The 24,606-nt window shown below is 63.1% G+C and carries 22 protein-coding genes and 1 tRNA gene; 5 read left to right on the top strand and 18 right to left on the bottom strand.

Annotated elements, in window-relative coordinates; translation table 11 throughout:
- Positions 1-39 precede the first annotated feature (39 nt).
- Both EDE08_RS04175 and EDE08_RS04180 read left to right on the top strand, forming a co-directional pair.
- Positions 40-1,275 carry an acyl-CoA dehydrogenase family protein gene (locus EDE08_RS04175; protein ID WP_131867514.1) on the top strand — a complete coding sequence of 412 codons (1,236 nt, stop codon included), beginning with the start codon at positions 40-42 and terminating at the stop codon, positions 1,273-1,275.
- A gap of 130 nt (positions 1,276-1,405) precedes the next feature.
- Positions 1,406-2,464, top strand: a complete 1,059-nt coding sequence (locus EDE08_RS04180) for a phosphotransferase family protein (protein WP_131867516.1) — start codon at positions 1,406-1,408, stop codon at positions 2,462-2,464.
- 329 nt (positions 2,465-2,793) lie between these two features.
- On the opposite strand, the gene EDE08_RS04185 is transcribed toward EDE08_RS04180, so the two are convergent.
- The 3 genes from EDE08_RS04185 to EDE08_RS04200 form a co-directional block, all read right to left on the bottom strand.
- The gene (locus EDE08_RS04185; RefSeq protein ID WP_349627615.1) at positions 2,794-3,168 is read right to left on the bottom strand and encodes an immunity 8 family protein; all 375 of its coding nucleotides are present in this window, start codon (positions 3,166-3,168) and stop codon (positions 2,794-2,796) included.
- Between the two features lie 561 nt (positions 3,169-3,729).
- Entirely contained in the window at positions 3,730-4,908 is a 1,179-nt protein-coding gene (argE, locus tag EDE08_RS04190) for an acetylornithine deacetylase (protein WP_131867518.1), read from the bottom strand.
- A gap of 960 nt (positions 4,909-5,868) precedes the next feature.
- Complete coding sequence (locus tag EDE08_RS04200; protein WP_131867522.1) at positions 5,869-6,654, bottom strand: SDR family NAD(P)-dependent oxidoreductase; 786 nt, start codon at positions 6,652-6,654, stop codon at positions 5,869-5,871.
- A gap of 133 nt (positions 6,655-6,787) precedes the next feature.
- Here EDE08_RS04200 and EDE08_RS04205 point away from each other — a divergent pair, with 133 nt between their 5' ends.
- A complete protein-coding gene (locus tag EDE08_RS04205; protein ID WP_165935775.1) occupies positions 6,788-7,486 on the top strand; it encodes a histidine phosphatase family protein in 699 nt (232 codons plus the stop codon).
- A gap of 83 nt (positions 7,487-7,569) precedes the next feature.
- The gene (locus EDE08_RS04210) at positions 7,570-8,337 is read left to right on the top strand and encodes an SDR family NAD(P)-dependent oxidoreductase (RefSeq protein ID WP_025037031.1); all 768 of its coding nucleotides are present in this window, start codon (positions 7,570-7,572) and stop codon (positions 8,335-8,337) included.
- A 189-nt stretch (positions 8,338-8,526) separates the two neighbouring features.
- Here EDE08_RS04210 and EDE08_RS04215 read toward each other — a convergent pair whose 3' ends face one another.
- Positions 8,527-9,762: a serine hydrolase domain-containing protein gene (locus EDE08_RS04215; protein WP_131867526.1), complete on the bottom strand. Its 1,236-nt coding sequence runs from the start codon at positions 9,760-9,762 to the stop codon at positions 8,527-8,529.
- A gap of 147 nt (positions 9,763-9,909) precedes the next feature.
- Here EDE08_RS04215 and EDE08_RS04220 point away from each other — a divergent pair.
- Positions 9,910-9,985 (top strand) — tRNA-Trp (locus EDE08_RS04220).
- Positions 9,986-10,103: 118 nt separating this feature from the next.
- Here EDE08_RS04220 and EDE08_RS04225 read toward each other — a convergent pair.
- From EDE08_RS04225 to EDE08_RS04290, 14 genes are all read right to left on the bottom strand, one after another.
- Positions 10,104-10,865 (bottom strand): glycosyltransferase family 2 protein, encoded by a 762-nt coding sequence (locus EDE08_RS04225; RefSeq protein WP_245524696.1) that lies wholly within the window; start codon positions 10,863-10,865, stop codon positions 10,104-10,106.
- A gap of 142 nt (positions 10,866-11,007) precedes the next feature.
- The gene (locus tag EDE08_RS04230) at positions 11,008-11,415 is read right to left on the bottom strand and encodes a hypothetical protein (RefSeq protein ID WP_245524697.1); all 408 of its coding nucleotides are present in this window, start codon (positions 11,413-11,415) and stop codon (positions 11,008-11,010) included.
- A 107-nt stretch (positions 11,416-11,522) separates the two neighbouring features.
- Positions 11,523-12,029: a hypothetical protein gene (locus EDE08_RS04235; protein WP_131867531.1), complete on the bottom strand. Its 507-nt coding sequence runs from the start codon at positions 12,027-12,029 to the stop codon at positions 11,523-11,525.
- A 223-nt stretch (positions 12,030-12,252) separates the two neighbouring features.
- Entirely contained in the window at positions 12,253-13,293 is a 1,041-nt protein-coding gene (locus EDE08_RS04240) for a Gfo/Idh/MocA family protein (protein ID WP_131867533.1), read from the bottom strand.
- Positions 13,294-13,296: 3 nt separating this feature from the next.
- The gene (locus EDE08_RS04245) at positions 13,297-14,502 is read right to left on the bottom strand and encodes a class I SAM-dependent methyltransferase (RefSeq protein WP_131867535.1); all 1,206 of its coding nucleotides are present in this window, start codon (positions 14,500-14,502) and stop codon (positions 13,297-13,299) included.
- The gene (locus EDE08_RS04250; protein WP_131867537.1) at positions 14,495-15,712 is read right to left on the bottom strand and encodes a class I SAM-dependent methyltransferase; all 1,218 of its coding nucleotides are present in this window, start codon (positions 15,710-15,712) and stop codon (positions 14,495-14,497) included. Before EDE08_RS04250 ends, EDE08_RS04245 begins: the two co-directional genes overlap by 8 nt.
- A 244-nt stretch (positions 15,713-15,956) precedes the next feature.
- Entirely contained in the window at positions 15,957-17,927 is a 1,971-nt protein-coding gene (locus EDE08_RS04255) for a hypothetical protein (RefSeq protein ID WP_131867539.1), read from the bottom strand.
- A 255-nt stretch (positions 17,928-18,182) separates the two neighbouring features.
- Positions 18,183-19,943 carry a hypothetical protein gene (locus tag EDE08_RS04260; protein ID WP_131867541.1) on the bottom strand — a complete coding sequence of 587 codons (1,761 nt, stop codon included), beginning with the start codon at positions 19,941-19,943 and terminating at the stop codon, positions 18,183-18,185.
- Positions 19,944-19,947: 4 nt separating this feature from the next.
- Positions 19,948-20,532: a WbuC family cupin fold metalloprotein gene (locus tag EDE08_RS04265; protein ID WP_131867543.1), complete on the bottom strand. Its 585-nt coding sequence runs from the start codon at positions 20,530-20,532 to the stop codon at positions 19,948-19,950.
- On the bottom strand, positions 20,510-21,175 hold the full coding sequence (locus tag EDE08_RS04270) for a class I SAM-dependent methyltransferase (protein WP_131867545.1): 666 nt from the start codon (positions 21,173-21,175) through the stop codon (positions 20,510-20,512). The genes EDE08_RS04265 and EDE08_RS04270 overlap by 23 nt, the downstream gene beginning before the upstream one ends.
- A 25-nt stretch (positions 21,176-21,200) precedes the next feature.
- Positions 21,201-21,593, bottom strand: coding sequence for an LIC12192 family sporadic carbohydrate cluster protein (locus EDE08_RS04275; protein ID WP_131867547.1), 393 nt, complete (start codon positions 21,591-21,593; stop codon positions 21,201-21,203).
- Positions 21,586-22,392 (bottom strand): sporadic carbohydrate cluster 2OG-Fe(II) oxygenase, encoded by an 807-nt coding sequence (locus EDE08_RS04280; protein WP_131867549.1) that lies wholly within the window; start codon positions 22,390-22,392, stop codon positions 21,586-21,588. Before EDE08_RS04280 ends, EDE08_RS04275 begins: the two co-directional genes overlap by 8 nt.
- Positions 22,389-23,507 carry a DegT/DnrJ/EryC1/StrS family aminotransferase gene (locus EDE08_RS04285; protein ID WP_131867551.1) on the bottom strand — a complete coding sequence of 373 codons (1,119 nt, stop codon included), beginning with the start codon at positions 23,505-23,507 and terminating at the stop codon, positions 22,389-22,391. The genes EDE08_RS04280 and EDE08_RS04285 overlap by 4 nt, the downstream gene beginning before the upstream one ends.
- Positions 23,497-24,603 carry a DegT/DnrJ/EryC1/StrS family aminotransferase gene (locus EDE08_RS04290; RefSeq protein WP_131867553.1) on the bottom strand — a complete coding sequence of 369 codons (1,107 nt, stop codon included), beginning with the start codon at positions 24,601-24,603 and terminating at the stop codon, positions 23,497-23,499. Before EDE08_RS04290 ends, EDE08_RS04285 begins: the two co-directional genes overlap by 11 nt.
- Positions 24,604-24,606 lie beyond the last annotated feature (3 nt).

Consider the following 24,606-nt stretch of genomic DNA (forward strand, 5'->3'; position numbering starts at 1 on the left):
CGCAAAAGGGTTTGCGAGAGAGAAAACGAGGAGCGTCCCATGGATTTTGATCTGTCCACCAAGCAGAAGGAATGGCTCGATCGCGTGCGGTCCTTCATGGCCAAGCACGTGCGTCCGGCGGTGCCGATCTACGACCAGCAGGACAAGAACGGCGACCGCTGGAAGGTCATCCCGATCCTGGAAGACCTCAAGAAGAAGGCGAAGGCCGAAGGCCTCTGGAACATGTTCATGCCGCCGAACGAGCATGAAGATGATGAATTCCGCGGTGCGGGATTGACCAATCTCGAATACGCGCTTTTGTCCGAAGAGATGGGCCGCATCACCTGGGCCTCGGAGGTGTTCAACTGCTCCGCGCCTGATACCGGCAACATGGAAGTGTTCATGCGCTACGGCACCAAGGAGCAGAAGCGCAAATGGCTGCGCCCGTTGATGGACGGCGAGATCCGCTCCGCCTTCCTGATGACGGAACCGGCGGTCGCCTCGTCCGACGCCACCAACATCGAGACCCGCATCGAACGGGACGGCGACCACTACGTCATCAACGGCCGCAAATGGTGGTCGTCCGGCGTTGGTGATCCCCGCTGCAAGATCGCGATCCTGATGGGCAAGACCGATTTCAAGGCGGCCAAGCACCAGCAGCAGTCGCAGATTCTGGTTCCGCTCGACACATCAGGGATCAAGGTCGAGAAGATGCTGCCCGTGTTTGGCTTCGACGATGCGCCGCACGGCCATGCCCAGGTGCTGCTCGAGAACGTGCGGGTGCCGAAGGAGAACATCCTGCTCGGCGAAGGCCGCGGCTTCGAGATCGCGCAGGGCCGCCTCGGCCCGGGCCGCATCCATCACTGCATGCGGACCATCGGCAAGGCCGAGGAGGCGCTGGAGAAGATGGTGAAACGGCTCACCTCGCGCACCGCCTTCGGCAAGAAGATCGTCGAGCACAGCGTGTGGGAGCAGCGCATCGGCGAGGCCCGTACCAACATCGAGATGACGCGTCTGCTCTGCCTCAAGGCGGCCGACATGATGGACAAGGTCGGCAACAAGACCGCGCAGGCCGAGATCGCCATGATCAAGGTCGCCGCGCCCAACATGGCGCTGAAGATCATCGACGAGGCGATCCAGGCGTTTGGCGGCGCCGGTGTGTCGGACGAGGCCGGCCTTGCCAAGGACTACGCCCACATCCGCACGCTCCGTCTCGCCGACGGTCCGGACGAGGTGCATAACCGCGCCATTGCCAGGCTCGAGGTTCGGAAGTATGCCAACTCTCCCAATCACTAAGCGGGGGAGCCCTGCGGCGCTCCCGACTTGAAGAAACGACAGGACATGATCCAATTGCGGTAACCGCTTGACGCAAGTGCGTCAGCGGTTACCGATTAGGATCATGTTCGGACTGAAGAGGGAGCGTCACGTGGCTGACGGCGTCAGGAAAGACGAGGAGTTCTCGGGCACCAAGCCGGTCGAGGAGCGTCATCGCTTCGACGAACTGCGGCTCGAGGCGTGGATGCGCGAGAACGTCGAAGGCTTTGAAGGCCCGCTGGTCGTGCTCCAGTTCAAGGGCGGCCAGTCCAATCCGACCTATCGCCTGAACACGCCGAACCGTTCCTACGTGATGCGCCGCAAGCCGTTCGGCAAATTGCTGCCGTCGGCACATGCGGTCGATCGCGAGTATCGCGTGATCGCCGCTCTTGGAAAGCACGGTTTTCCGGTCGCGCGCGCCTATGCGCTGTGCCAGGACGACAGCATCATCGGTGCCGCCTTCTACATCATGTCGATGGAGGAGGGCCGCGTGTTCTGGGATCCGACGCTGCCGAGCCAGGCGCCTGACGACCGGCGCAAGATTTTCACCAGCAAGATCGAGACGCTGGCGCAGCTCCACATGTTCGATCCTATCACGATCGGCCTCGGCGATTTCGGCAAGCCCGGCAACTACTTTGCACGCCAGATCGACCGCTGGACCAAGCAATATCGCGCCTCCGAGACGCAGCACATTCCGGAGTTCGAGAAGGTCGCCGAATGGCTGCCGAAGACCGTGCCGGAGCAGGCGCGCGTCTCCATCGTCCACGGTGACTATCGCCTCGACAACATGATCTTCCACGCGACGGAACCGCGCGTGCAGGCGGTGCTGGACTGGGAGCTGTCGACGCTCGGCGATCCCATGGCCGACTTCACCTACCTGTTGATGCAATGGATCATGCCGGGCCTCGAGGGCGCCGACCTCAAGGCGCTCAACATCCCGACCCTGGACGAGGCGGCGCAGATTTACTGCAACGTCACGAAGATGACGGTGCCCGATCTCAACTGGTACTTCTCGTACAATCTGTTCCGTCTCGCCGGCATCACGCAAGGAATCGCCGGCCGCGTCCGCGACGGCACCGCCGCCAATGCCAAGGCGCTGGAGTCAGCCAAGCGCACCGTGCCGCTGTCGAAGGCGTCGTGGGAGTACGCGCAGAAGGCAGGCGCGGTGTAGGGATGACGAAGGCGCGGCTGAGGGCCGCGCCTTTCGCTTTCAGGAGTTCGTGATCCCGCATATTCGCTGTCATTGCTCGCGAAGGCGGGCAATCCAGTATTCCAGAGACGTCAGTGCTTGAACCGAGAAGCCACGGCGTACTGGATGCCCCGGTCAAGCCGGGGCATGACACCGACGATGAGGCGACTACGAGTCCTCTCCCGTAGGGTGGGCAAAGGCGCGTAGCGCTGTGCCCACCATCTCTCCGCGATCACAGCGAAAACGGTGGGCACGCTTCCCCCTTCGCTCTTCGAGCTACGGCGGACAAGCCGCTTTGCCACCCTACGTGGCTAAGGACTAAAGTCTTCGAATTCCCATTTTCCGAGGCGGCCCAGTTTTTCTGCCACTTCCCTCCAGGACGCTCCCGAGCATTCCGCGCAGTAGGCTTCGACAAACGCTTGGAGTCGAGGATAGTCGTATTGCTTCACGAAGACATGGTGCCGTCCAATCGTGATGTCGTCCTGTATCTTCGAACTGAACCAGTCGGGCGTGCAAAGCATGAAGTCGAAAGACTCTTGTCCTGGCCCATCGGCGGGGCCGACGATGGCCATTACCAGGACTCCGAATGGACCATTTGGCGCAAACGCTTCAAGCGGGTCTGCGTCGGGGCTGTGTAAGAATCTGAGTTTGGCCGTAACCATGGCGCACCATCGTGTGCAGTTCATCTGTCCGCGCTTGCGGTGAAGTGGTGGGCACGCTTCGCTTTGCCCACCCTACGACTGCGGAGCGTCACTTCGTGCCGCACCGCGTCCAGGACACCAGATCGGATCTCTCAGCGTCTACATTTAGTCATAGCGCTAAGCAACGGTCTCGCTGCAGTGTGCAACGCTGCTCCGCAGAGCCAGAACACAAGATCCGTTTTGCTTGAGGCCTAATCTGGCCAAAGCAGAAGAGCTGCCTCGCGGGCTAGGAGGCTTTGACAGTAGCTTGTTGCAATAGTGCGTGCCCAAGTCTCAGCCCTTTCGATTTCGGGCTGCAAGTCGGCCAGGGCCTTGGCCTGCCAGTGGACTTGATCATGGCCGAGGGGGAGCGCGTCGGTCTCAGAGTCAATCCCTACAAATGGTAGAATGTCGGCATCGTCTTCAAGTCTCGCTTTGAAGCGACATCTCGAGATGATACGCGCGCCCTCTATCGTGGAGGAGTCTTTGGACAGTATGCGGTTTATCGTTTCAAGGATTTCTAGGCGCGCGCAGATGACTTCGTGTTGGTTCCAACTCATCGGAGTCTCATACGAGGCCCTCTGAGCATTTTGCGATCAGCCTCTCCACAAATCCCGCACACTTCTCCAGCTCCGCCATCTCCACGAACTCGTCCGGCGTATGGGCCTGTGCGATCGCGCCGGGGCCGATAACGACGGAGGGGATGTCGGCGATTTCGGCGAACAGGCTGGCCTCGGTGCCGAACGCGACCTTGGCGTGGTCGTTGCGCCCGGCAAGGCTCTTGGCCAGCGTGACGATGGCTGCGTCGGCGGCGGTGTCGAGGGCGGGGTAGTCGAGGATCTCCTCGAAATCGATGCCGCACTCAGGATGCCTCGCCTTCATCGCGGGCTCGATCTCGGCCTTGGCCCAAGCGACGATCGCATCCGTCACCTCTCTGGATTCGGTGATACCGATGCCACGGCACTCGAAATCTACCGTGCAGGTGTCAGGGACGATGTTCAGTGCCGCGCCGCCGTGGACGATGCTGGTGAGCAGCGTCGAGTGCGGAACGTCGTAGAGGCTGTCCGTCGAGCGCGCGGCCGCAAGCTTCTCGGCGCGGCGGCGGATCTCGACAATTAACTCGGCGGCATATTCGATCGCGTTGACGCCGTCGGGCGCGATCGAGGAATGCCGAGCGAGGCCGCGAAAGGTGGCGCGCACGCCGTGCTTGCCCTTGTGGCCGATGATGACCTGCATCTGCGTCGGCTCGCCGATGAAGGCGCCGAGCGGCTTGACTTTCTTCTTCGCGACCTCGTGCAGCATCGGCCGCACGCCCACGCAGCCGATCTCCTCGTCATAGGAGATCGCCAGATGGATCGGCGTCTTCAGCCTTGCCTCCACCATCTCCGGCACCATGGCGAGGCAGACCGCCACAAATCCCTTCATGTCGGTGGTGCCGCGGCCGTAGAGCTTGCCGTCGCGCTCCACCAGCTTGAACGGATCATGGCTCCAGTCCTGGCCCACGACAGGCACCACGTCGGTATGGCCCGACAGCACGAGGCCCGGCCGGTCCTCGGGGCCGATCGTGACCCACAGCGAGGCCTTCTCGCCGGTCTCGTCGGTAACGCGCTCGCCCTTGATGCCGAATGCGGCGAGGTAGCTCTCGATATGGGCGATCAGGGGCAGGTTGGTGCGGTCGCTGATGGTGTCGAAACCGACGAGGTCGGCGAGGAGTTTTCGGATCCGGTCGGGTCTTGAGCTTGGCATTGTCTCGTTCTGTCCGGGGAATGGAGGCCGAAACGCTTGCAGGAACCATACCAATGTGGCGCGCGGTCGGGCAAATCAACATCGCAACCGTCATTCCGGGACGATGCGCAGCATCGAGCTATGGTGCGCAATTGCGCACCTGAGGATCCATCGGGCCGCATCACCCGCGGTGACATGGATTCCGGGGGAGCGCCTTCGTCGCGCCCCGGAATGACGAGGGAAGAGCTACCAGACCTTGCGTTGCCTGTCGGGCAAAACACCCAAACCGTCGGTCAAGACGCCTCGCCAAAAATATTCTGCTCGGAAACGGCGTATGTGTCGCGCAACCCGGCCCAAGGAAGAGGGGCGTATCGCGATCGTCACGAACGCGGACCGGGCGGCGGTGGACGCAGATGGCGTTGGCGCGAACGGGCTTGCAGGGCGGGCAACCGTGAGCAAGGTCGTCGCGCATACGACCGGTGCCATCAGCGTACGGCAAAATCGTGTGGTCCTGGCGCCCGGGGTCTGTGCGCCAAGTGTTGCGGTGACGTTGCGGTCCGACCGGGCTCGCAGCGTCAGTCATCCGCAAGGCGACGGGGGCAATAGTGCATCGCTCCCCGGGGAGATCACGACATAAGCCGTCAAACCACTGCGCAGGGAAGGCCGGGATGTCCTGGCTACACCTGTATGCCGCTGTGCAGCTTCCTGTTACGCAGAATTCGCACAGTGGACCTCGGGTGCCTGCGGGCTCCCGGTCTTCCCTGCGCCCTCTTCCATTTCAGAGGGCGAGACGAAGAAGCAAAGCTCGGGCGAGATGCGCCGCGAGGCTGAACATGCACGTCTGCAACGATACATTCGCTGTCATCGCCCGGTTTAACCGGGCGATCCAGTGCTCCGAGACGGTTGTGGTTTACCCGATGGGCCGCGGCGTACTGGATTCCCCGCCTTCTCGGGGAATGACAGCTGGGACAGGAGTGCGCACTAAACCGGCTTGCCCGTATACGGCATCGACGCGGTGAGGCCGCCGTCCACCGGGAACGCCTGGCCGTTGACATACGAGGCTTCGTCGCTCGCCAGGAACAGTCCCATCGCCGCGAGCTCGTGCGGCTGGCCGGGGCGCTTGAGCGGATTGAGCTGGCCGATCTTGTCCTGGGTACCGCGCTCCTTGGCGCGGTCGAAGATCGGCTTGGTCATGCCTGTTTCGATCAGGCCGGGGCAGACCGCGTTGATGCGCACGCCGGTGCCGGTGAGCGAATAGGCCGTGGTCTGCACCAGGCTGATCACGCCGGCCTTGCTCGCGGCATAGGGATGTCCGCTGGCGCCGGCCTTGAGGCCCGCGACGGACGCCGTCAGCACGATCGCTCCCGACTGCTGCTTGATCATGTGCGGCATCGCATACTTCACCGCGAGGAACGGCCCGATCAGATTGATGCGCAGGATCTCCTGCCAGTGCTCGACGGTCTGCTCGGGAATCGGAACGAGTCCGCCGGAGATGCCGGCATTGGCCCAGATCACGTCGAGCCGGCCATGCGTCTTCACCGCCTTGTCGATCACGGCGATGACGTCGTTTTCGGAGCCGGCATCCGCGATCATGGCTTCCGCGATGCCGCCGGCCTTCTTCACCTCCTCGACGGTCTCCCTCACCGCCTCGGTGCGATCGACCGCGATCAGCTTGGCGCCTTCCCGGGTGAACAGCAGCGAAGCCGCGCGGCCGATGCCGCTGCCGGCGCCGGTGATGATGACGGATTTGCCTTGCAGGCGGCCCATGCGATTCTCCCTTTTGCTCGCTCGCGACGCTTGCCGCGCGACGGAATTTCAAACAAGATTTCAAACGGTAAAGTGTCTTGAGACACGTTCGCTACTGACGTACAGCGACATCAGACGGGATGGAAGGGTTTCGATGGCGGGTGCAGACAAGCCGAATGTGGTCGTCACGCGATGGTGGTGGGTCCGGCACGCGCCGGTGCGCAACGACGGCGGCAACATCTATGGGCAGAGCGATATCGCCTGCGACACCAGCGACACCTACGTGTTCAATGCCGTCGCCAAGGTGCTGCCACGCAAGGCGCTCTGGTATTCGAGCAATCTGATGCGCACCCACCAGACCGCCGAGGCGATCTGGGCGGCCGGCTTCCCAAGGCCCGCGTCGATGAAGCGGGAGGTGGACCTCGCCGAACAGAACCTCGGCCGCTGGCAGGGCATGAACCGCGCCCAATTCATCGCGAGCCGCCCCGTCGGCGCCAGCTGGTTCGCCGACATCAACGAGCCCGCGCCCGGCGGCGAGAGCTTCATGGACCTCTACAACCGCACACGCCGCACCATCGAGCGGATCAACGCTGAGGCGGCAGGGCAGGACATCATCGCGGTCGCGCATGGCGGCACCATCAAGGCGGCGCTGGGTCTCGCGCTCGACGGCCAGCCGGAGCGCGGGCTATCGTTCGACATCGACAATTGCTCGGTGACGCGGCTGGACTATTTTGCGAGTCCCGAGCGCACCGTCTGGCGGCTGCCGATGGTGAACCAGCAGCCGTGGATTGCGGATGCTGCGCACGCAGCGATGCACCAGCCGGCGGGGCCGGAAGTCAAGAAGCTGGCCTGAGTAGGCCGTCATTCCGGGATGGTCCGAAGGACCAGACCCGGAGTCTCGATGTGAATGCCAAGATCAAAATCTGGGAGAGAACCATGACCTTGTTCGACATGAAGGGAAAAGTCGCCGTCATCACGGGATCGACGCGCGGCATTGGGCTTGCGATCGCCGAGCGCATGGCCGAGCACGGCGCCAAGGTGGTGATCTCCTCGCGCAAGGCCGACGTCTGCGAACAGGTCGCCAAGGGGATCAACGACAAGTTCGGCAAGGGCACCGCGGTCGCGGTCGCCGCCAACATCTCGTCGAAGGAGAATCTGCAAAACCTCGTCGACGAGAGCAACCGCGCCTTCGGCAAGATCGACGTGCTGGTCTGCAACGCCGCTTCGAACCCGTATTACGGTCCGCTCGCCGGCATCTCCGACGATCAGTTCAGGAAGATCCTCGACAACAACATCGTCGCCAACAACTGGCTGATCTCGATGGTGGTGCCGCAGATGATCGAGCGCAAAGACGGCTCCATCATCATCGTCTCCTCGATCGGTGGCCTCAAGGGCTCGACCATCCTCGGCGCCTACGCGATCTCGAAAGCCGCCGACATGCAGCTCGCGCGCAACCTCGCCTGCGAATACGGCCCGCACAACATCCGCGTGAATTGCATCGCGCCGGGCCTGATCAAGACCGATTTTGCCAAGGCGCTGTGGGACAATCCCGAGAATTTGAAAGCCTCGACCTCGCGCTCGCCGCTGCTGCGCATCGGCATCCCCGACGAGATCGCCGGCGCGGCGGTGTTCCTGGGCTCGAAGGCCGGCGACTTCATGACCGGCCAGACCATGGTGATCGACGGCGGCGCGACGATCAGTTGAGGCACGGCGAGGCGCGATCGCGTCGGCGCAACATCGGTGTCATCGCCCGCGAAGGCGGGCGATCCAGTATCCCAGAGGCCGGCGTTCGGGAGATCGCTCTCACCAGATCTGCCGCGGCGTGCTGGATGCCCCGCCTTCGCGAGGCATGACAGTGAGTGGTGCGGCAGCGCCACGCGCGAGCGACCGCCCTCACTCCACCGCCGCGTAAACCAGATCCCGTACCAAGGTCCGTGTGTAGTCGCGCTGTCCGGGGCCCTGGCTCATGAACACCGCGAACAGATCCTCCGTCGGATCGATCCAGAAGAACGTGCCGGCAATGCCGCTCCAGAAATACTGGCCGACGCTGCCGGGGAAGGGCGCGATGCCCGCCTCCTTGCGCACGGCGAAGCCGAGGCCGAAGCCGTGGCCGGGCGAGAGCAGGGTGCCGTTGATCGCAACGCCTGGCCCGAGGTGATCTGACGCCATCAGCTCCAGCGTCTTGCGGCCGATGATCCTGTTGCCGTCGAGCGTGCCGCCATTGCGCAGCATCAGGCAGAAGCGGGCATAGTCCATCGTGGTCGAGACCAGGCCGCCGCCGCCGGATTCCATCACCGGCTGCTCGAGCATGTTGAACAGCGCGACCTTGTCGCCGGTCCAGGGATCGGCCGCGAACGGCTCGGCCAGGCGGCCGGCATTGGCCTCGCTGGTCGAGAAGCCGGTCTCGGCCATCTGGAGCGGCGCAAGCACGCGCTCGGTGAGGAACGCGCCGAGCGATTTACCGCTGATCACCTCGATGATGCGGCCCAAAATGTCCGTGGAGCGGCTGTAGTTGAACTCCGCTCCGGGCTGGCAGACCAGCGGGAAGCTCGCCACCAGAGCGGCGTGTTCGGCGTTGCTGATCTTGCGGCTGCGGACGCGGGACTCCTGGTAGAGCTTGTGCACGGGGCCGTCGCCCTGGTGCTCGTAGGTGAGCCCGGAGGTGTGGCGGAGCAGGTCCTGCACGGTCATGGGCCGCGTCGGGGGCACCAGCTCCAACTTGCCGTCCTTGACGACGCCGACCTGCTGGCTCGCAAATTCCGGGATGAATTTTGCGACGGGGTCGCTGAGCAGGAGATGGCCGTCCTCGACCAGCGCCATGATGGCGACCGAGACGATCGGCTTGGTCATCGAGAAGATACGGAAGATCGAATCGCGCGCCATCGGTGCGGCGCCCGCCGGGCTCTGCTTGCCGAGTGCCTCGAACCAGCCGATCTGGCCGCGCCGGGCCACCAGCACGGTGACGCCGGGAACGGTTCCCTTGTCGATCTCGCGCTTGAAGGCGTCCGACATGGCCTGGAGACGGGGACGCGACAGCCCGAGCGTCTCGGGACGTGCGTCCGGCACAGGCGGGGTCTGGAGCGCGGTCGTGGCCTGTGGGGCGGTTGTGGCGGTCGCTGTCGCGGTCATGGGCACTCCCGGTTGTTTTTGTTGTCGCCAACGGACTGTGGCCCGGAAACCCCGGCACAAACAAGCGAAGCCGGCGCGGTTCACCCTTGCAAACCGGCCGTCCCTTGTGCTTGAAAGCGCCCCTGATCCGCGGTGACGCGGGTTCGTAGGAGTGTAGCTCAATTGGTAGAGCACCGGTCTCCAAAACCGGGGGTCGCAGGTTCGAGCCCTGCCACTCCTGCCAGTAAAATCAGTCACTTAGATTAGATGCTGGCGGGATAGGGATACGGCGTCCCACGTACGAACAGCTAAAAGCCGGCCCAAATGTCCGCAGTCCGGCGCCGAGGCCTGCGAGGCGTCGCTTAACGTGCGGGGGCGCGTTCCGCGTCGAGGGGAATCTGACTGAGATCGACATTCCGGATAGGAACGCGACGCAGCAGCGAGACGATGGTCCCGACGAGCTCGAAATAGGTGCGCAGCCGCAGCGCGCGGGATGATCCCTTCAGCTCCGCATTCAGGCTCACGGGGACCTGGACGTGGGTGAGCCCGAGCTGGAGCAGCGAGATCAATGCGCAGATCTGATAGCCGTAGCCGTCGGCCTTGACCGCGATCTGGCGCAGCCATTTCACGGGGTAGACGATCATGCTGTGGTAGTCGGACAGCCAGAAGCGGAACAGGCAGTTCAGGATGAACCGCAGGGAATGCGACTGGATCGAGCGGTTGATCGAGCGGTCCGACTGGTTGTCGCGATAGGTGATGACGATGTCGGCGGCGCCCGCCGCCTTGAACATCCGGGCGATCCCTTCGTTTTGAAAGGCGTGATCGCCGGGAATGAGCGTGATGGCATCGAACTTCGCGCGCGACAGGGCGAATTCGAAGCCGGCGCCGACACCCCGCCGTTCGGGGTTATGCTGCACGATGATGCGCGGCTCGCCGGCGGCGAACTCGTCCATGATCGTGCCGGTGGCATCGGTGCTGCCGTCGTCGATCAGGAAGATCTCGAAATCGTCGAGCAGCTCGCGTGCGAGCGGCAGCACACCGCCGATGGTGTCGGCGATCTTGTCCTGCTCGTTCAGTGCAGGGATGACGATCGTAAGCCTTTTCGCCGCTCTGGAAGGTGTCATCATATGCCGCCCGTTGGCGGGGCCAGACTGTCCCGATGGCCCCCACGCAAGTCTAGGTCATCTGAACCGGGCGAACAATGTGGCTACCGGACATCGTCCACACAACCGGACACGAAACCCGGGATCTGTGTGTTTCATGCAACTAGTCGGAAAAATCGTAGAGCCCGGTATCGCCAATGCCGAAGGCGCGGCGCAGCCGTCCGATGCGGCCTGCCATGTTCCGGCCCTCGCCGGTCGCCCTGAAGTGCGAATCGACCGGTTCGACCAAGCCGCCATCGACCAGGTTCCCAATTCGTCCCCGGAACAGATCTGGAACCTGCCTTTCAGCGATCTCCAAAACCGGGAGCCTCCGGTCGGGCCGGTCGACGAGGCCGCGCAGGATGTCCAGGGAAACCGATTTATACACTGCGCCAAAGGCGAAAACGTAAGCTATGACGCAAAATCCGAATATCGACGCGGCGTCCCAATACTGAAATTGCGGGACGGCTGAAATTCCGAGCATCACGCCGAGACCATGCGAGACGACCGCGGCGATCGCGAGCAGGATCACGGGTCCGAGCGCCCATGCGCGAGCGCGGGCCATGAGCTGCAAGGCGGGCGCCAGCAGGGCGAAGACGACGACGGCGACAAGTCCGACAGCGAAGGACATTGTGCCGCTCACCGAAGACCCGTCGACAGGCGAACGAGTTTGACCAGATGTGCGACCGCGACCCCCTTGGCCGTCGGGGCCAGCCGGCCGTCCGCCGTCACCACCAGCCCCGAGCTGATCAGGAGTTTCAGACGGTTGTGCGCGAAGGTGCCGAGGTCGCCGCCCTGCATGTAGGCCGCAGCCCATTGGTCCAAAGTGAGGGGACGTCCGGACTTCACCAGCGCCGTGAGCAGCGTGACCGTAAAGCCCCAGGCCAGCAGGCTGAACAGGATGTAGCAAAACATCATCGCCGTCGCCAACAGGAGCAGACCACCAAGCACGTCGTCGACGCGGCGTTGACCTGGAAGCGCGATACAGGCGATCACGAAAAACACGACGACGCTGACGCAGGCCAGCCGGAAGCGGCGGCCGGATCCGCCGGTGGCGGCGATGCGCGCGTAAAACAGCAACAGCAGTGGAAAGGCGATGCTGAGACCTATCGCAGCGGCCTGCGCCGGGCCCGGTAGCATGTTCATTGCGTAAATCGCCCCGGACGCCTCTCAGGCCCAGCCAGAGCGAAAGTCTATAGGAGGTCGCATTTTTCCGGTCAAGAGAGCCCGGCGGCCCGGACTTGCGGTCGCCACACGGGCGTGCGAATCGTGTATTGCGATGCCATTCCTCCGTCCGAGAGTCTTAAGCTCGATTTGAATGACGCTGGCCATCCGCTCGACAGCGAAGGGTGCCGCAGCTAAAGCGCGATCATGCTTTGCCGCTAGCCCGCCGCTTCCAGACCGTCTCTGCAAGCGAGATGTCGGTCACTGAATCCGCGCCGGAGGCCAAGGGTATTCTCCGCTCGACGATATCGGTGACGAAGGCATCGGCTTGGCGCCGAAATGCCCAGCTTGCCGCGCGCACCAGCCGAGTTGACTCGCCGTCATGATCGACGATGACCTGGGCCTCCTGTTTGGCGAAGGGGGCGGGCAACTCGATGGTCACCGCACCGCGCTCAAAATCGATCGTTAGCCCCTCGCGCCAGGCACCTTCGGCTCCGTTCACGAGATCCAGCGTGCAAGCGATGCCGTCGAAGTCGAGGGTCATGCACGCGGCTCCGGAGGTCTCGATCGAGCCTTCGGCGAGCGTCGGCGATGGTCCGAGCAGGTAGCGCGCCAGATTGATGATATGGCTGAAGACATTCAGAAAATTGTCGTAGCCGGGGCGCGTCGCGCGCGGCATCCAGTCGGGACCATCCTCCCAGAGTTCGAGCCCGTCGGGACGCGCTTCGCCGGTCATCACGAAATTGTCCTGCGCCCGGCCCGTGTCGCCGCCGAAGCACCAGCCTCGCGCGGCGACGATGCGTCCCAGCGACTGGTCTGCGCGGATGCGCGCCAGCTCGGCCAGCGCGCGTGCCACGCCGGCGTCGTGTCGTTTCATATAACCGATGCTGTAGATGAGGTCCTGTCGCCGCGCGGCTTCGACCAGTGTCTCGGCCTGAACCGTCGTGTAGGCCATCGGCTTTTCCGACAGCACGTGGCGGCCGCTGTTCAACGCGTCCAGGACGATCGGTCCGGTCGCGCGCCGCTTCGTCACCACGACCACGGCGGACACCTCGCTGTCCGCAAGCAACTCCCGGTGCGTGCCGTAGACCCGCGAGATGCCGAACTTCTGCGCCGCGGCGGCAGCAAGATCCGGCCGGAGATCGGCGATCGCGACGACGCGGCAGGCGGGATTGGCAGCGAAATTGGCGAGGTGGCACATCTGGCCGACCATGCCCGTCCCGATGATGCCAATGCCTGGCTTCACTGGCTATGATTCCTTGGAGCGCTTTCGGATGACGAGGAAGTGCGCCGGCTGTCCCCAGGTGTTGATGAACGCCGGATCCGTCTGGGTGAGGGCAGTGACCGCGGACGCCTCCCGTCGCAAGATCGCGCCAAAGATGCGATGGAAACTGCCGAGCGTTGCCGTGATGGCTTCGATGTCGGCAGCATCGTCGGCGAGAATGTCCGTCGTCCGGATCGTCTCGCGCAGGGACGCGAGGCTCGCGACCACGCGCGGCAGGCTGTCGGCGAAGGGATCGTCGATCATCGCATCGACGTCGAGAACCAGCGCCTCGATCGATGCCGAGATCGCCTCCACTGTAGCGGCGTTGCCGACCAGATAGAGCTTTCGTCCGCCAAGGAAGCTCAGGCGGCTGCGGTCGAGATGGCGCGTCGCGCGCCGCAGCTTCTCGTCGTCGGGCAGAACCTTCTTGTGCCAGTAGACGTCCAAGCTGTCGCGATAGGCTGGCCATGCCGAATGGATGTCGAAGCCTTGCTCATGCGCGGCCGTGCAGAGGGCTGCTGCATCGAGAAAATACCGGTACCGGACGAAGGGATTCTCGAGAACGTCCATCAGCCAGGATTCGAAGCTGCGGGTGTGCGGAATGCTGCTCCATTTCGCATCGAACAGCATCCTCGCCGTATCGAGCGCAGGACGGCCGGTCAATGCCTTGCCGGCTGCATGGATCGCCTTGAGCGCGAGCTCGAAGAATCCGCCATGGCGCTCGTAATAGGACACGACGGCGTAACCGTCGGGGTTGAGCAGCCGGTGGAAAACGCCGAGCCAATTTTCGGTCGGCTGCACCGTGTAGATGAATCCTTCGGCATCGATGATGTCGAACCCGCGGTCGCTGCGGAATCCCTCGACATCGGCCAGTGCGAGCTCGCGGAGATGTTCGGTCAGGCCGAAATGATCGAAATAGGCCTGGATCTTCGGGTGTGCATGCCGGTTCGGCTCGGCGAGCGTCATGTTCGCGCCCCAGCTCGCAAACACCAGAGCGTTCTCGCCGGAATCAGGACCGAATTCGAGCACCTCGGCATTGCGGAACAGCCGCGGCGGCAGCACCAGCTTGTCCGAGAACAGTTCGCGCCGCTGGCTGGCGTAGGCTTCGAGCTCGGCGGACGACTTGAAATTTCCGAACGTCGGCAGAACGTCCTGACGTTCGTAGTAGTTGAAGAGCTTGTCCTCAGCCATGCCGCGACCCTGCGGCCTCCTCGAGACGATCGAGCTCGCTCCAGATGTCGGAGGGCGCAAAGATCGAAACGATGTGCAGCGGCCGCTTCACGTTCTCGCGCAGCCGGCTACTGACCTTGGCTTCGTTCTCCTGGTTCACGGCGAGAAGACAGACGAGCGGATCCGACTTGCCGGCGAGATCCTCCGGCGAGCGGATCGGAATCCCGGTGCCGGGCAGGAACAGGCCCTGGCGCTCCTTCTGGTCGTCGACCGAGAGGTCGACGAGATCGGCCAGCTCGTGGGCATTGGTGAAGGTGCAGGCGCGGCAGCCGGCGCCATAGATGGCGATCTCGGCACCATTGTCGCGGGCCTTCGCGAGGATCGGACGAAGGCGCGCGCCATATTCCCTTGCGCGTTGACCGAATGCCTCGCCGACGCCCGACGGTGCGGGCGGGGGCGTCACGCTGCCTCCGGCACGGCGGGCTGCGATCGCGAGGCTGCCGCCGCTGAAATTGTACTTCTTCACGGAAACCGCCTCGAAGCCGTGGCGCGCCAGCAGAGCGAGCAGGGTCGGTTCGGTGAAATAGCTGACGTGCTCCTCCCAGAGGACGGAAAGATCGCCTGCCGTCGACCCGGGGGCGAAATCAGGCACGTCGATGAACAGCAGCCCATCGTCGCGCAGTGCGATCTTTACGCAGTCGAAGAAGTTCTCGAAGTCGACGATGTGCTCCAGCACCTGACGCGAGACCACGAGATCGAACTTGCCGGCCTGAGCGACTGCGTCGTGACACAGGGCCGGGCTGATCATGTCGGAATAGACCTTGATGCCGCGTTCGCGGGCAATCTTGCCCGACACGGGGTTGGGCTCCACGCCCACGAGGACCTTCGCGCCGCGCTCGCGCAGCTTGTCCATGAACAGGCCGTCGTTGCATCCGATCTCGAACACGGACTGATGCTTCGAGAACTTCGCGATCGTTGCGAGCTCGTCCGCCTGGTGCGGCTCCGGCTTCCAACTGCTGAAATTGTAATTGAATTGGCGATACAGAATTTCGGGATCAATCGGCTTGACGATCTGCGGCAGGCCACATTCGCCGCAGGCGAGCACCTCGAACGGATATCGCTCCTCCTGCTCGTTCCGGCTGTGCCGAAGCCGATGCGCGATCGGCATTTGCCCGAGGTCGATGACCGGTCGCAGGTTGGTCGAATGGCAGAGGCGGCAATGATCGGTCACTGATTATTCTCGCATTTGGGCAGGTCCGACGAGGCGACCTTCAATGAAAACCGGCGCGGCCGGCAACGAGACGATCCCGGACACATCATATCCGGCTTACGCGGAGCATTCCTCCGGCCTATGCGTCCTCGGCCAAAGCAGGTAGCAGCCGTCGATGGGTCTTGCAAGACGTGCCGCCACCCATCAATCGGAGGTGGATACGGCCAGCTATGTGCGCTCTCAAGAGCCGCGAGCACGGCCGAGGTCAATGCCGCCGCTCATAGAGTGTCAAATTACCCCTGGTCTCCACTGCCACGAAATCTCGCTTGATCCGCTTCATGACCTCTTGGACATAGGGATACTCCGGCCTGCGCTCCACCGTGCTATCATAAAACAGCCGGTCCGCCGGGTTCATCGAGCGATCCAGGAACCGCGCGTCAAAGGACACCAGGAACGGCATGAAATAGGCCATTGGCGCCCGATGAGCCTGCGCCAGATAGGCCCAATCCCTGAGGGCGATGACCAGGACCCTCTCGTCTGGCCTGGTTTTGTCCTGGATGAACTTCGCATCAGCCTCGGTGATCTGGTCAAGGTCCTCCTGCCACGTGACTGGCGGGTTCGAGACGAACGGCCATCTCAGAAGGCTGGGATAAGTTGCATAGGATCTCAGGCCGTAGAGGTGGGGATTGTTCTTGTCTTGCACGAACAGCAGCGCAAGAACGGTCGCAACGGCCGCTATGGCGCCGGCGGCTCTTCGGAACGACGGTTGCCACCCGGTTGAAAACTGGCGGATCCACCAAGCCGAGACGATCACCAGCGGCAACGCGTTCTGGTGCCAGACAGCGTCCAGCGTCCGGTTGACCCATTTGATCATCAGCGCCATGCCAATCATCGACAGCGTCAGTAGAAGCCCGGTCACGAACCGGTCATGCCAGGAATCAGAGGGTCGTGACAGCCGGATCGCGGCCCAGCCGACGGTGATGCATCCGACGATCTGGAGCGGCAGATTGTAAATGATGCCCCAGCCCAAGTCCCATTTGATGGGCGTGCTTCCCCATCCCGTTCCGTAGAGTACGAGTGGGCGGAAGCACTCGATCAAAAAGTCCAGGGAGAAGGCTCTCGCGCCGAACAGCACCAGGCACATCAAGGTTGCGGTGACGATCGACGTGACTGCGAACACGAGGGCATTGCGATAGCTCGGAAAACCTCCGGCGATCGCGGCGACGAAGGTGCCTGTCACAAGGAAGAACAGTCCGATCTCGGTCTGCCAGAGCAGCGAGATGGCGCACATGATGGCCGACATGATCAGCCATGTGAGGCGCCCGGGAGCGGTGCAGTGCAGGCTGATGGCGAGCGCAAAGACGATCAAGAGAGGAAATCGCGTCGGGTAGGCAGACGGCGAGTAGAACTGGCCGGTTGTAGAGAAAGCCAGCACGGCGAGAGCCGTGATGATGGCGATCGCGGCAAGCCTCGATCGGATCAAGTAGTTCAGAAGAAAGTAGGCCTGAACGTAGGTCGCGAGCGTGATCGCGATGTTCAATCCGACCGCTCGCATCGCCGCCGATTTCCAGCCATCTCCCATGATGAGATGGAAGAACCAGCCGAGCGCGGGGCCGTAATGTGAATGGAAGTCCAATCCCGGAACGAGACCGGGGGCATAGCCATAAAGCGCCGGACCGATGAAGTAGCTTACCTTGTGCGCTTCGTCCCTCACGGCCGCTGTCAGGCCTTCGAGATCGGAGGGGATCAGCAGCAGGGCAAGGAATATGATCGCTAGCAGATCGGCCGCCCCCACGCTGAACCGGGTGTCGGTCGAGGGTTTTGCAGCAGGAAAGTAATTGTTGCCGCCTCGATTGAGGGCGACGGTGATGGCCGCGGCCGTTAGCAGGGCGATCGCGATCCCGGGGCTGCCCGCATCGTTGGCGGCGTCGAGTGCAACGTAGACGAAGCTCGCCGTGATGGCGCTCAGTGCGAGCGAGCCCGATGATCGATACGTCGCGTACAATGCCGCTGCTGCCGCAATCGGCCCAGATAGGAAGAACGAGCCGTAGAACGCCTTCTTGCAGAAATCGCAATTCCTGTCTGCCAAGGCCATGTCGAAGCCTTCGACGAAATTTGATTGAAATGACGGAAGGTGATTTTTCACCAGCAGCAGCAGCACGTAGGCGACGGCGCATCCCAGCAAGGCGGCCACAACAGCTCTGGCGGCGATCGAGAATTCCCTTGTGTACTCCACTAGGAGGTCTCGAGGCTAGCTACGATCGAAGTCGGGGAGGAGGCTGCGTCGAACACAAAATCTAACTTTCTCTGAAATCACGTCCAGTCCCCAATTGCCTGAACTTCCCGTTGCGAGGCGCTTCTATCACCACAGCGTTCCTTCTATCACCACAGCGTTCCCTGAACAATCCCGCGAAGCCCGTGGTTGCCTCCGGCATGGCAATGTTCGTGTCTGGATGACGGGCGCTGGAACCCTCCATGGCTGACGCATGCTCTAGCGAACTCCAGAGGCAGCACCTTCACATGCGGGGGCCGGCAGCGCCAGCAACCAGGCTGCGCCTCGGACGCCAGGCCGACTGCAAGGCGGCCGATACTCGGCTCTCGCCACAGGGGCCGGCTCTCCATCCTTCAACTGCATCAGTTCACCGCGGCCCTCCGTGGCCGAGGAGTTATTTCCGAGGATCGCCGTCAGAAGCTCGATGAATCCAATGTCGTCGGGTCGTGGAATTCCCGGGGCGGCGCGATAGCGCCAGGTCTCGCGACGGGGTGGGCAAGGAAAGGTCTCAAGGTACGAAACCGGGCAGTTGCCGTTCACAACGAAATGAGGATCAGTAAAATCCCCGCAGTAGTCCGTGTAGATAAACGACCGCTCGCGATTTTCATCCCGTAGAATCGTCTGTGCCACGTTCATGTCATTGCCGCCGAGGCATCGTGAGCGGAACGAGAAGACGTGCGAGTTCTCGAACTGGAGCTTAACGACCTTTGGCTCGGGGTCCGCGAGCAAGGCTGCTCGGACCTGCCGCAGCATGTCGCTGCTGAGCAACCCGTCGTAAAGCAGCCATTTGGAATCGTGAGCCGACGACAAGGCGAAGATCGTGACCAGCCCCCCCGCGACTGCTGCGCGGATGCGCGATCCCGGTATCGCCTGTACAACGGTCGCCATCAGGATCAAGACGCCGAACTGCGAGGGAAAGAGTAGCCTGGACTCGCCCCGCGTCACGTCGCCATAAACTCCGGTAACAGCGTAGGGCAGCGCGCCGATGAGGGCAATCGCGGCTCCCAGCACCAGCAGCAGAAGCATCGCATTCGTGGTCGAGCGGCCGTTCAGCAGCCAGGGCGTCCACAATGCTGTCGATGAGAACCGGGCAAAGACGGCGACCGCGGCCAATGTCACTGCCGCGGAAACAGGAAGCCCCAGCAGCGCGACCCCGTGAGCATATGCGTAGCTCAGGCCGCTCGGGAAGGCCATGAGGTGCGCATAGAGCGCATTGGCCATGATCGAGAAATCGTTCGCGAAACTGTATTGTCCGGCGTAGTGACCGCTCTTCCCCAGAATTGTCAGTCGCAGAACGATCATGGCTGCAACGGCCAGCCAGAACGGTACAAGACGCGCGAGTTTCTGCCTCCAGCGCTCGGGACCAGACCAGGCGAGCACGACGCGAAGCGGTTCGAGAGCGATCAGAGTCTCGAGCGACAACGCGAATAACAGACAGAAAGGTGCGCTCCATCGAAGCGCGCGCACCTTCGAATAGGACAGCTCGTAGGACGGTAGATAGAAGAGCAGGAAGAAGTCGTAGACCGCGTTGAGTGTCAGGCGAATTGCATAGAACGGGCTGAGCAGGAATAGAGCCGTGACAAGACCGGCGATCTTTCTGGTATACGATGATCGCGACAAGACGGAGTGAAGCAACACGCCGTTGACCAGATGGCAGGCTAGTCCCGCGAGCCGCGCAGAGACATCGGGAGTATCGTTCAAAAGCGTCACAAACAGCGTCATCGGGATTGCGAAGCCGGCGTGTGCCGACTCCCACAGCACGCGAGCGACGCCGGCGGCACCTTGAGTCCAGTAGATGTAGTACACAGTCCAATCGTCGCCGAAGATCTCACGCGCGAACAGCGCGGGCACGGCCGTAATAAAGGCGAGAACCAGAGCGACGTAGACGTATCCAATGCCCGCCCGCTCTGCTTGTCGGAGAGCGGCAGCTCTTGGATCTACATTCATGCGAGCATCGTCGAGCCCGACAGGGATGGCCATGGTCCTAAGCTTTGCCTCGTCTGTCCAAATGCTCCGCAGCGAGCGTACCAGTTCTCGTCACGTAGGCTTGAACCTCGGCGGCGTCGCTGCCATCGGGGGCCCAGTCGGGGAATGCGGTGCGGGCGGGATCGAACGGGCCGGCGGTGGTTTCGTGAAACACCAGCCACTCCGAAGTGATCAGGATCGAGTGGTAGACCTTCTCGGGCATCCGGTAATAGCAGGCGGCGCCATGACCGTAGGGCGCCATCTCGAGCACCTCGCGAATGCGGCCGTCGTCCTCGAAGATCACCACCTGCGCGGTGCCCTCGATCACGTGGAACGATTCAGGCTTGCCGAGGTGCTTGTGCGGCCGGACATAGGCCTCGCGATGATGCACGATCAGCATCTCGTGCAGGCCGGACGAGGGATCGGGATGCGTACACAGTCGGCTGCGCAGGCGCGGGTTGCCGGCGGCGATGCGCTTCAGCTCCGCGATCGTGGCGTCGTCTGCCGTGACGATCGCGTCGTCCGAATAGTACACTTCCGGATTTTGCGTGCGCAACGAGGTCGGCCGGCGCTGGCCTGCTTCATTCGAAGAAGATGAACCCATGGTCGCCCCGATACCCGCATTTGTCATAGATCCATGCCCATGTTTGCGGACCGTGGAAGCTCAGGCAGGTGAGCTGCCAGTAAAGCAGATTCGCCTTCTCGCGCTCGTTGCGGAAGGATTCGACCATCAGATATTTCGAGGTGCCGCGTCCGACGCGTTCGATCTCGGGCACCGCGCGGAACACGTCCTCGAGCGGAAGGTTGTGCAGCACGCCGAGCGAGACGACGAGGTCGAAGCTGTGGTCGGGGTAGGGGAGCTCGACGGCGCTGCCGATCTTCAAATGCGGCTGCATCTCCTCCTTGGCGTTGGTGATGCCGTATTCGGAGATGTCGATGCCGGCGATCCTGAGGCCGGGGACGAGCTGGGTGAACTCGTAGAGCAGGTAGCCCTTGCCGCAACCGACGTCGAGCACGCTCATGCCCGGCTTGATGCCGTAGCGATCGATCAGGGTCTGGGCCAGCGGGCGCCATCGGCCGTCATAGCGATAGCCGCCGTAGCCGTAGCGCCGGTCACCATCCCAGTAGTCGCGCCCCCATTGCCGCGCGACGGCAGCGGATTCCGCCTTGTCGTGCTCCACCACGCGCTGGACGTAGTTCCGCTTGGTCGACGCGTGCATCGGCTGGAGCAGGTTGATCTCGGTCATGGGGGCCAACCGGTCCGCGGCATCGTCATAGGATGGTCGCGAATTTGTTGACGAGCAGGATGTCCTCGATGGCCTGGATGTCTTTCTGCGACGCCAGCGTGATCTCCTCAACCGCGGCGTGAAGGTCACAGCCCTCGCGCAGCACGCGGTCGTAGATCTGCCGCCGCCGCGCCTCTTCGGGCGGCAGCATGAAGATGCTGTAGAGAATCAGCCCACGCAGCCGCGGCAACTCGTCCAGGATGTCCTCGAGCACCATGTAGCTGCCGGGCATGGTGTGCTCGGCGGCGCTCAGCAGATAATGCAGGTTCTTCCGCCGCGCGTAGTCGCGGATCACGATGTTCTGGACGTGCTGCGGGGTGCGGCTGCCGTTCAGCGGCCGGGCGCCGATATAGCCGCGATGGCCGGCTCGCTCAGCCATGGAAGCCTCCGGGCAGCTTGTACTGCATGCCGACGCGCGTCGCCGGCCGCAGCAGGATCGGCTCGAAGAACTCGCCGAAGCGCTTGTCCGCGTAGGGCGACATGATGCTCTTGAAGCGGCAGTTCATGCTCCAGCGCGTGCCGGCTTCCTCGTTGACGCGATTGCCGTGCATCAGGGTCTGGTTGAACAGCATCACGTGACCGTAGGGGATCTCGATGAAGGTCGCGTGCGGCTTGATGGTCTTGTACAGTTCCTCGGCGCTTCGCAAAGCTGCCATCCGGTCCTGCATCTCGCCATTCAGGGACGGCGGCAGCAGATACATCGATTTGCTGCGCTGGACATCGACCAAGGGCACCCAGACCACGACCTCGAACGGCGAATCGCCGGACCAGACGTCGGAATGTGTGGCGAGCAGCGACGAGCTGTCGCCGGGGAGCTGGATGCTGAGATTGACGCGGCGCTGCATGCAGAGCTCGTTGCCGACGATGGTCTCGATCGTCGAGCGCGCCAGACGAAAGTAGGTCGGCCGGAACCACGGTTCGGCGTTGAGGCCGTTGAAGACGTGCAGCCGCAGGCCGTTGAGATCATCCACGCTCACCCGCGTGTGGATGGTGTCGAGCATCGCGTAGGGATCGTTGCTGTGCGGCAGCTTGAGATAGTCCGCCGCGAGCTCGGCGGCACGGCGCTGGATCCGGTCGAGCCCGGCGCGATCGTCGGCCGGGGTGGTGACGAAGCCATCGTCGATGAAGCGCTGCGCCAGCGCCTGCTCGTCGGCGTGCAGGAAGTCCGTGTCCGTCATGCAAAATACTCCCGGGCGGTCGCGCAAATATAGCTGATGTCGGAGGCCGAGAGGAACTGGTTGATGGGGAGGGTGAGGATCTGGTCCGCCTGCCGTTCCGTTACCGGGAACGCGCCGCGGCCATGACCCAGATGCGCCGCCGCCGGCTGCAGGTGGATGGGGACCGGATAGTGGATCGCGGTCTCGATGCCTTTGTCGGCAAGATATTTCTGGAAGTCGTTGCGACGCTCGGTCTGCACCACGAAAGTGTGGAAGGTGTTGAACTCGATGTTGCGGCAGGGCGGAATGAACAGCGGCAGGCCCGCGAGCTCCGCGCGGTATTGCGCGGCGTTGCGCCGCCGGCGCTCGATGACCGAGGGCAGGTGACGCAGGCGAATGCGCAGCACCTCGGCCTGAAGCGTGTCGAGCCGCGAGACGATGCCCCATTCCTGGACGTCGCTGCGGTTGATGAGGCCGTGATTGCGCAGCCGGCGGATTCGCCCGGCGAGCTCGGCGTCGGCGGTGACGAGGAAGCCGGCATCGCCCGCGGCGTTCAGGTTCTTCAAGGGATGGGCGGAGAAGCAGCCGAACGTGCCGATGGTGCCGCTCATCCGGCCGTCATAGGTCGAGCCGATCGCCTGGGCGCTGTCCTCGATCACGGCGAGCGCGTGCTTGTCCGCGATCGCCATCAGCGGGGTCATGTCGGCCATGCGCCCGGTCAGGTGCACCGGCATGATCGCCTTGGTCCGCGCCGTGACGGCAGCCTCGACCGCGGCGGGATCGATGTTCTGGTCCGGCAGCACGTCCGCAAACACCGGCGTGGCGCCGACCGCGATGATCGCGGCGGTCGATGCCACGAACGAATTCGGCGGCGTGATGACCTCATCGCCGGGGCCGATGTCGAGTGCCCGCATGGCGAGGATCAGCGCGTCGGTGCCGGAATTCAGCGTCACGACATGCGGCGAGCCGAGATAGGCCGACAATTCCTCCTCGAGCTTCGCAACCGCCGCCCCGCCGATGAAATCGCCGCGCTGGAAGACGCCCTCGACCGCCTGCATGATCTCGGCGCTTTCTTCCTCGAATTGTGCGGGAAGATTGACGTAGCCGATGCGCCGGCGGCCGGTGTCAGCGTCCATGGCAGAACTTCCTGACGGTCTCGATGACGCGGTCCTGCTGTGCGCGCGTCAGATGCTGGTCGACGGGGAAGCTGATCACCTCCTTGGCGTGGCGGTCGGTGACCGGGAAGGTGCCGGGCGCGTAGCCGAGATGCTTGAGGCCTTCCTGCTGATACAGCGGGATCGGATAGTGGATCTTCGCCTCGATGCCGTTCTCCAGGCAATATTTGTAGAGCTCGTCGCGGCGCTCGGCGAACACCATGTAGAGGTGGTAGACGTGCTTCACGTTGGGACGGCGCGGCGGGATGCGCAGGCCGGGCAGGCCGGCAAGGCCCGCGTCGTAATAGGCCGCGTTCTCGATCCGGCGGCGCGTGATCTCGCTGGTCTGGCCGATCAGCCAGTTGCCCACCACCGCCTGAAGGGAATCGAGCCGCGAGTTGCAGCCGAGGATCGCAATCTCGTCGCGGTTCTTCATGCCGTGGTTGCGGATCAGGCGGAGCTTCTCGTTCATGCCGTCGTCATTGGTGACGACGACGCCGGCATCGCCCCAGACGTTGAGGTTCTTGAGCGGATGCAGCGAGAAGCCGGCCGCGATGCCGTGGGTGCCGGAGCGCTTTCCGGCAAATTCCGACAGGATGCCCTGGCAGGCATCCTCGACCACAGGCAGGTTATGGCGCTGCGCGATCGCCATCAGCTTGCCCATGTCGGTGACCTCGCCGGTCAGCTGGACCGGCATGATCGCCTTGGTCTTCTCAGTGATCGCGGCTTCGACATGGTCGACGTTCATGCAGAAGGAATCGTCGCAATCGACCAGCACGGGCGTCGCGCCGGTCTCCGCGATCGCGCCGACGGTGGCGATGAACGTGTTGGCGGCGGTGATGACCTCGTCGCCATGACCGATGCCGAGCGCCTTGAGCGGCAGCTTGAGCGCGTCGGTGCCCGATCCGACGCCAATGGCGTGACGCACGCCTATCAGCTCGGCAAAGCGCTTTTCGAATTCGGCGACGGGCTTGCCAAGGGTGAAGTCACCGGTTGCCACCAGCCGGCCGATCTCGGCCAGGATCGGAGCGGGGTCGGCGAATTGCTCGAGCAGGTAGGAATATCGAACGTCGTACATGTG

The organism is Bradyrhizobium sp. R2.2-H (assembly GCF_004346455.1).
GTDB lineage: Bacteria > Pseudomonadota > Alphaproteobacteria > Rhizobiales > Xanthobacteraceae > Bradyrhizobium > Bradyrhizobium diversitatis.

Coding starts and splice junctions, on each gene's coding strand:
- EDE08_RS04175 (WP_131867514.1), top strand. CDS start 40: ATGGATTTTGATCTGTCCACCAAGCAGAAGGAATGGCTCGATCGCGTG.
- EDE08_RS04185 (WP_349627615.1), bottom strand. CDS start 3,168: ATGAACTGCACACGATGGTGCGCCATGGTTACGGCCAAACTCAGATTC.
- argE (WP_131867518.1), bottom strand. CDS start 4,908: ATGCCAAGCTCAAGACCCGACCGGATCCGAAAACTCCTCGCCGACCTC.
- EDE08_RS04200 (WP_131867522.1), bottom strand. CDS start 6,654: ATGGGCCGCCTGCAAGGCAAATCCGTCATCATCACCGGCGCCGGCAGC.
- EDE08_RS04205 (WP_165935775.1), top strand. CDS start 6,788: ATGGCGGGTGCAGACAAGCCGAATGTGGTCGTCACGCGATGGTGGTGG.
- EDE08_RS04210 (WP_025037031.1), top strand. CDS start 7,570: ATGACCTTGTTCGACATGAAGGGAAAAGTCGCCGTCATCACGGGATCG.
- EDE08_RS04215 (WP_131867526.1), bottom strand. CDS start 9,762: ATGACCGCGACAGCGACCGCCACAACCGCCCCACAGGCCACGACCGCG.
- EDE08_RS04225 (WP_245524696.1), bottom strand. CDS start 10,865: ATGACACCTTCCAGAGCGGCGAAAAGGCTTACGATCGTCATCCCTGCA.
- EDE08_RS04235 (WP_131867531.1), bottom strand. CDS start 12,029: ATGAACATGCTACCGGGCCCGGCGCAGGCCGCTGCGATAGGTCTCAGC.
- EDE08_RS04245 (WP_131867535.1), bottom strand. CDS start 14,502: ATGGCTGAGGACAAGCTCTTCAACTACTACGAACGTCAGGACGTTCTG.
- EDE08_RS04260 (WP_131867541.1), bottom strand. CDS start 19,943: ATGGCCATCCCTGTCGGGCTCGACGATGCTCGCATGAATGTAGATCCA.
- EDE08_RS04265 (WP_131867543.1), bottom strand. CDS start 20,532: ATGGGTTCATCTTCTTCGAATGAAGCAGGCCAGCGCCGGCCGACCTCG.
- EDE08_RS04270 (WP_131867545.1), bottom strand. CDS start 21,175: ATGACCGAGATCAACCTGCTCCAGCCGATGCACGCGTCGACCAAGCGG.
- EDE08_RS04275 (WP_131867547.1), bottom strand. CDS start 21,593: ATGGCTGAGCGAGCCGGCCATCGCGGCTATATCGGCGCCCGGCCGCTG.
- EDE08_RS04280 (WP_131867549.1), bottom strand. CDS start 22,392: ATGACGGACACGGACTTCCTGCACGCCGACGAGCAGGCGCTGGCGCAG.
- EDE08_RS04285 (WP_131867551.1), bottom strand. CDS start 23,507: ATGGACGCTGACACCGGCCGCCGGCGCATCGGCTACGTCAATCTTCCC.
- EDE08_RS04290 (WP_131867553.1), bottom strand. CDS start 24,603: ATGTACGACGTTCGATATTCCTACCTGCTCGAGCAATTCGCCGACCCC.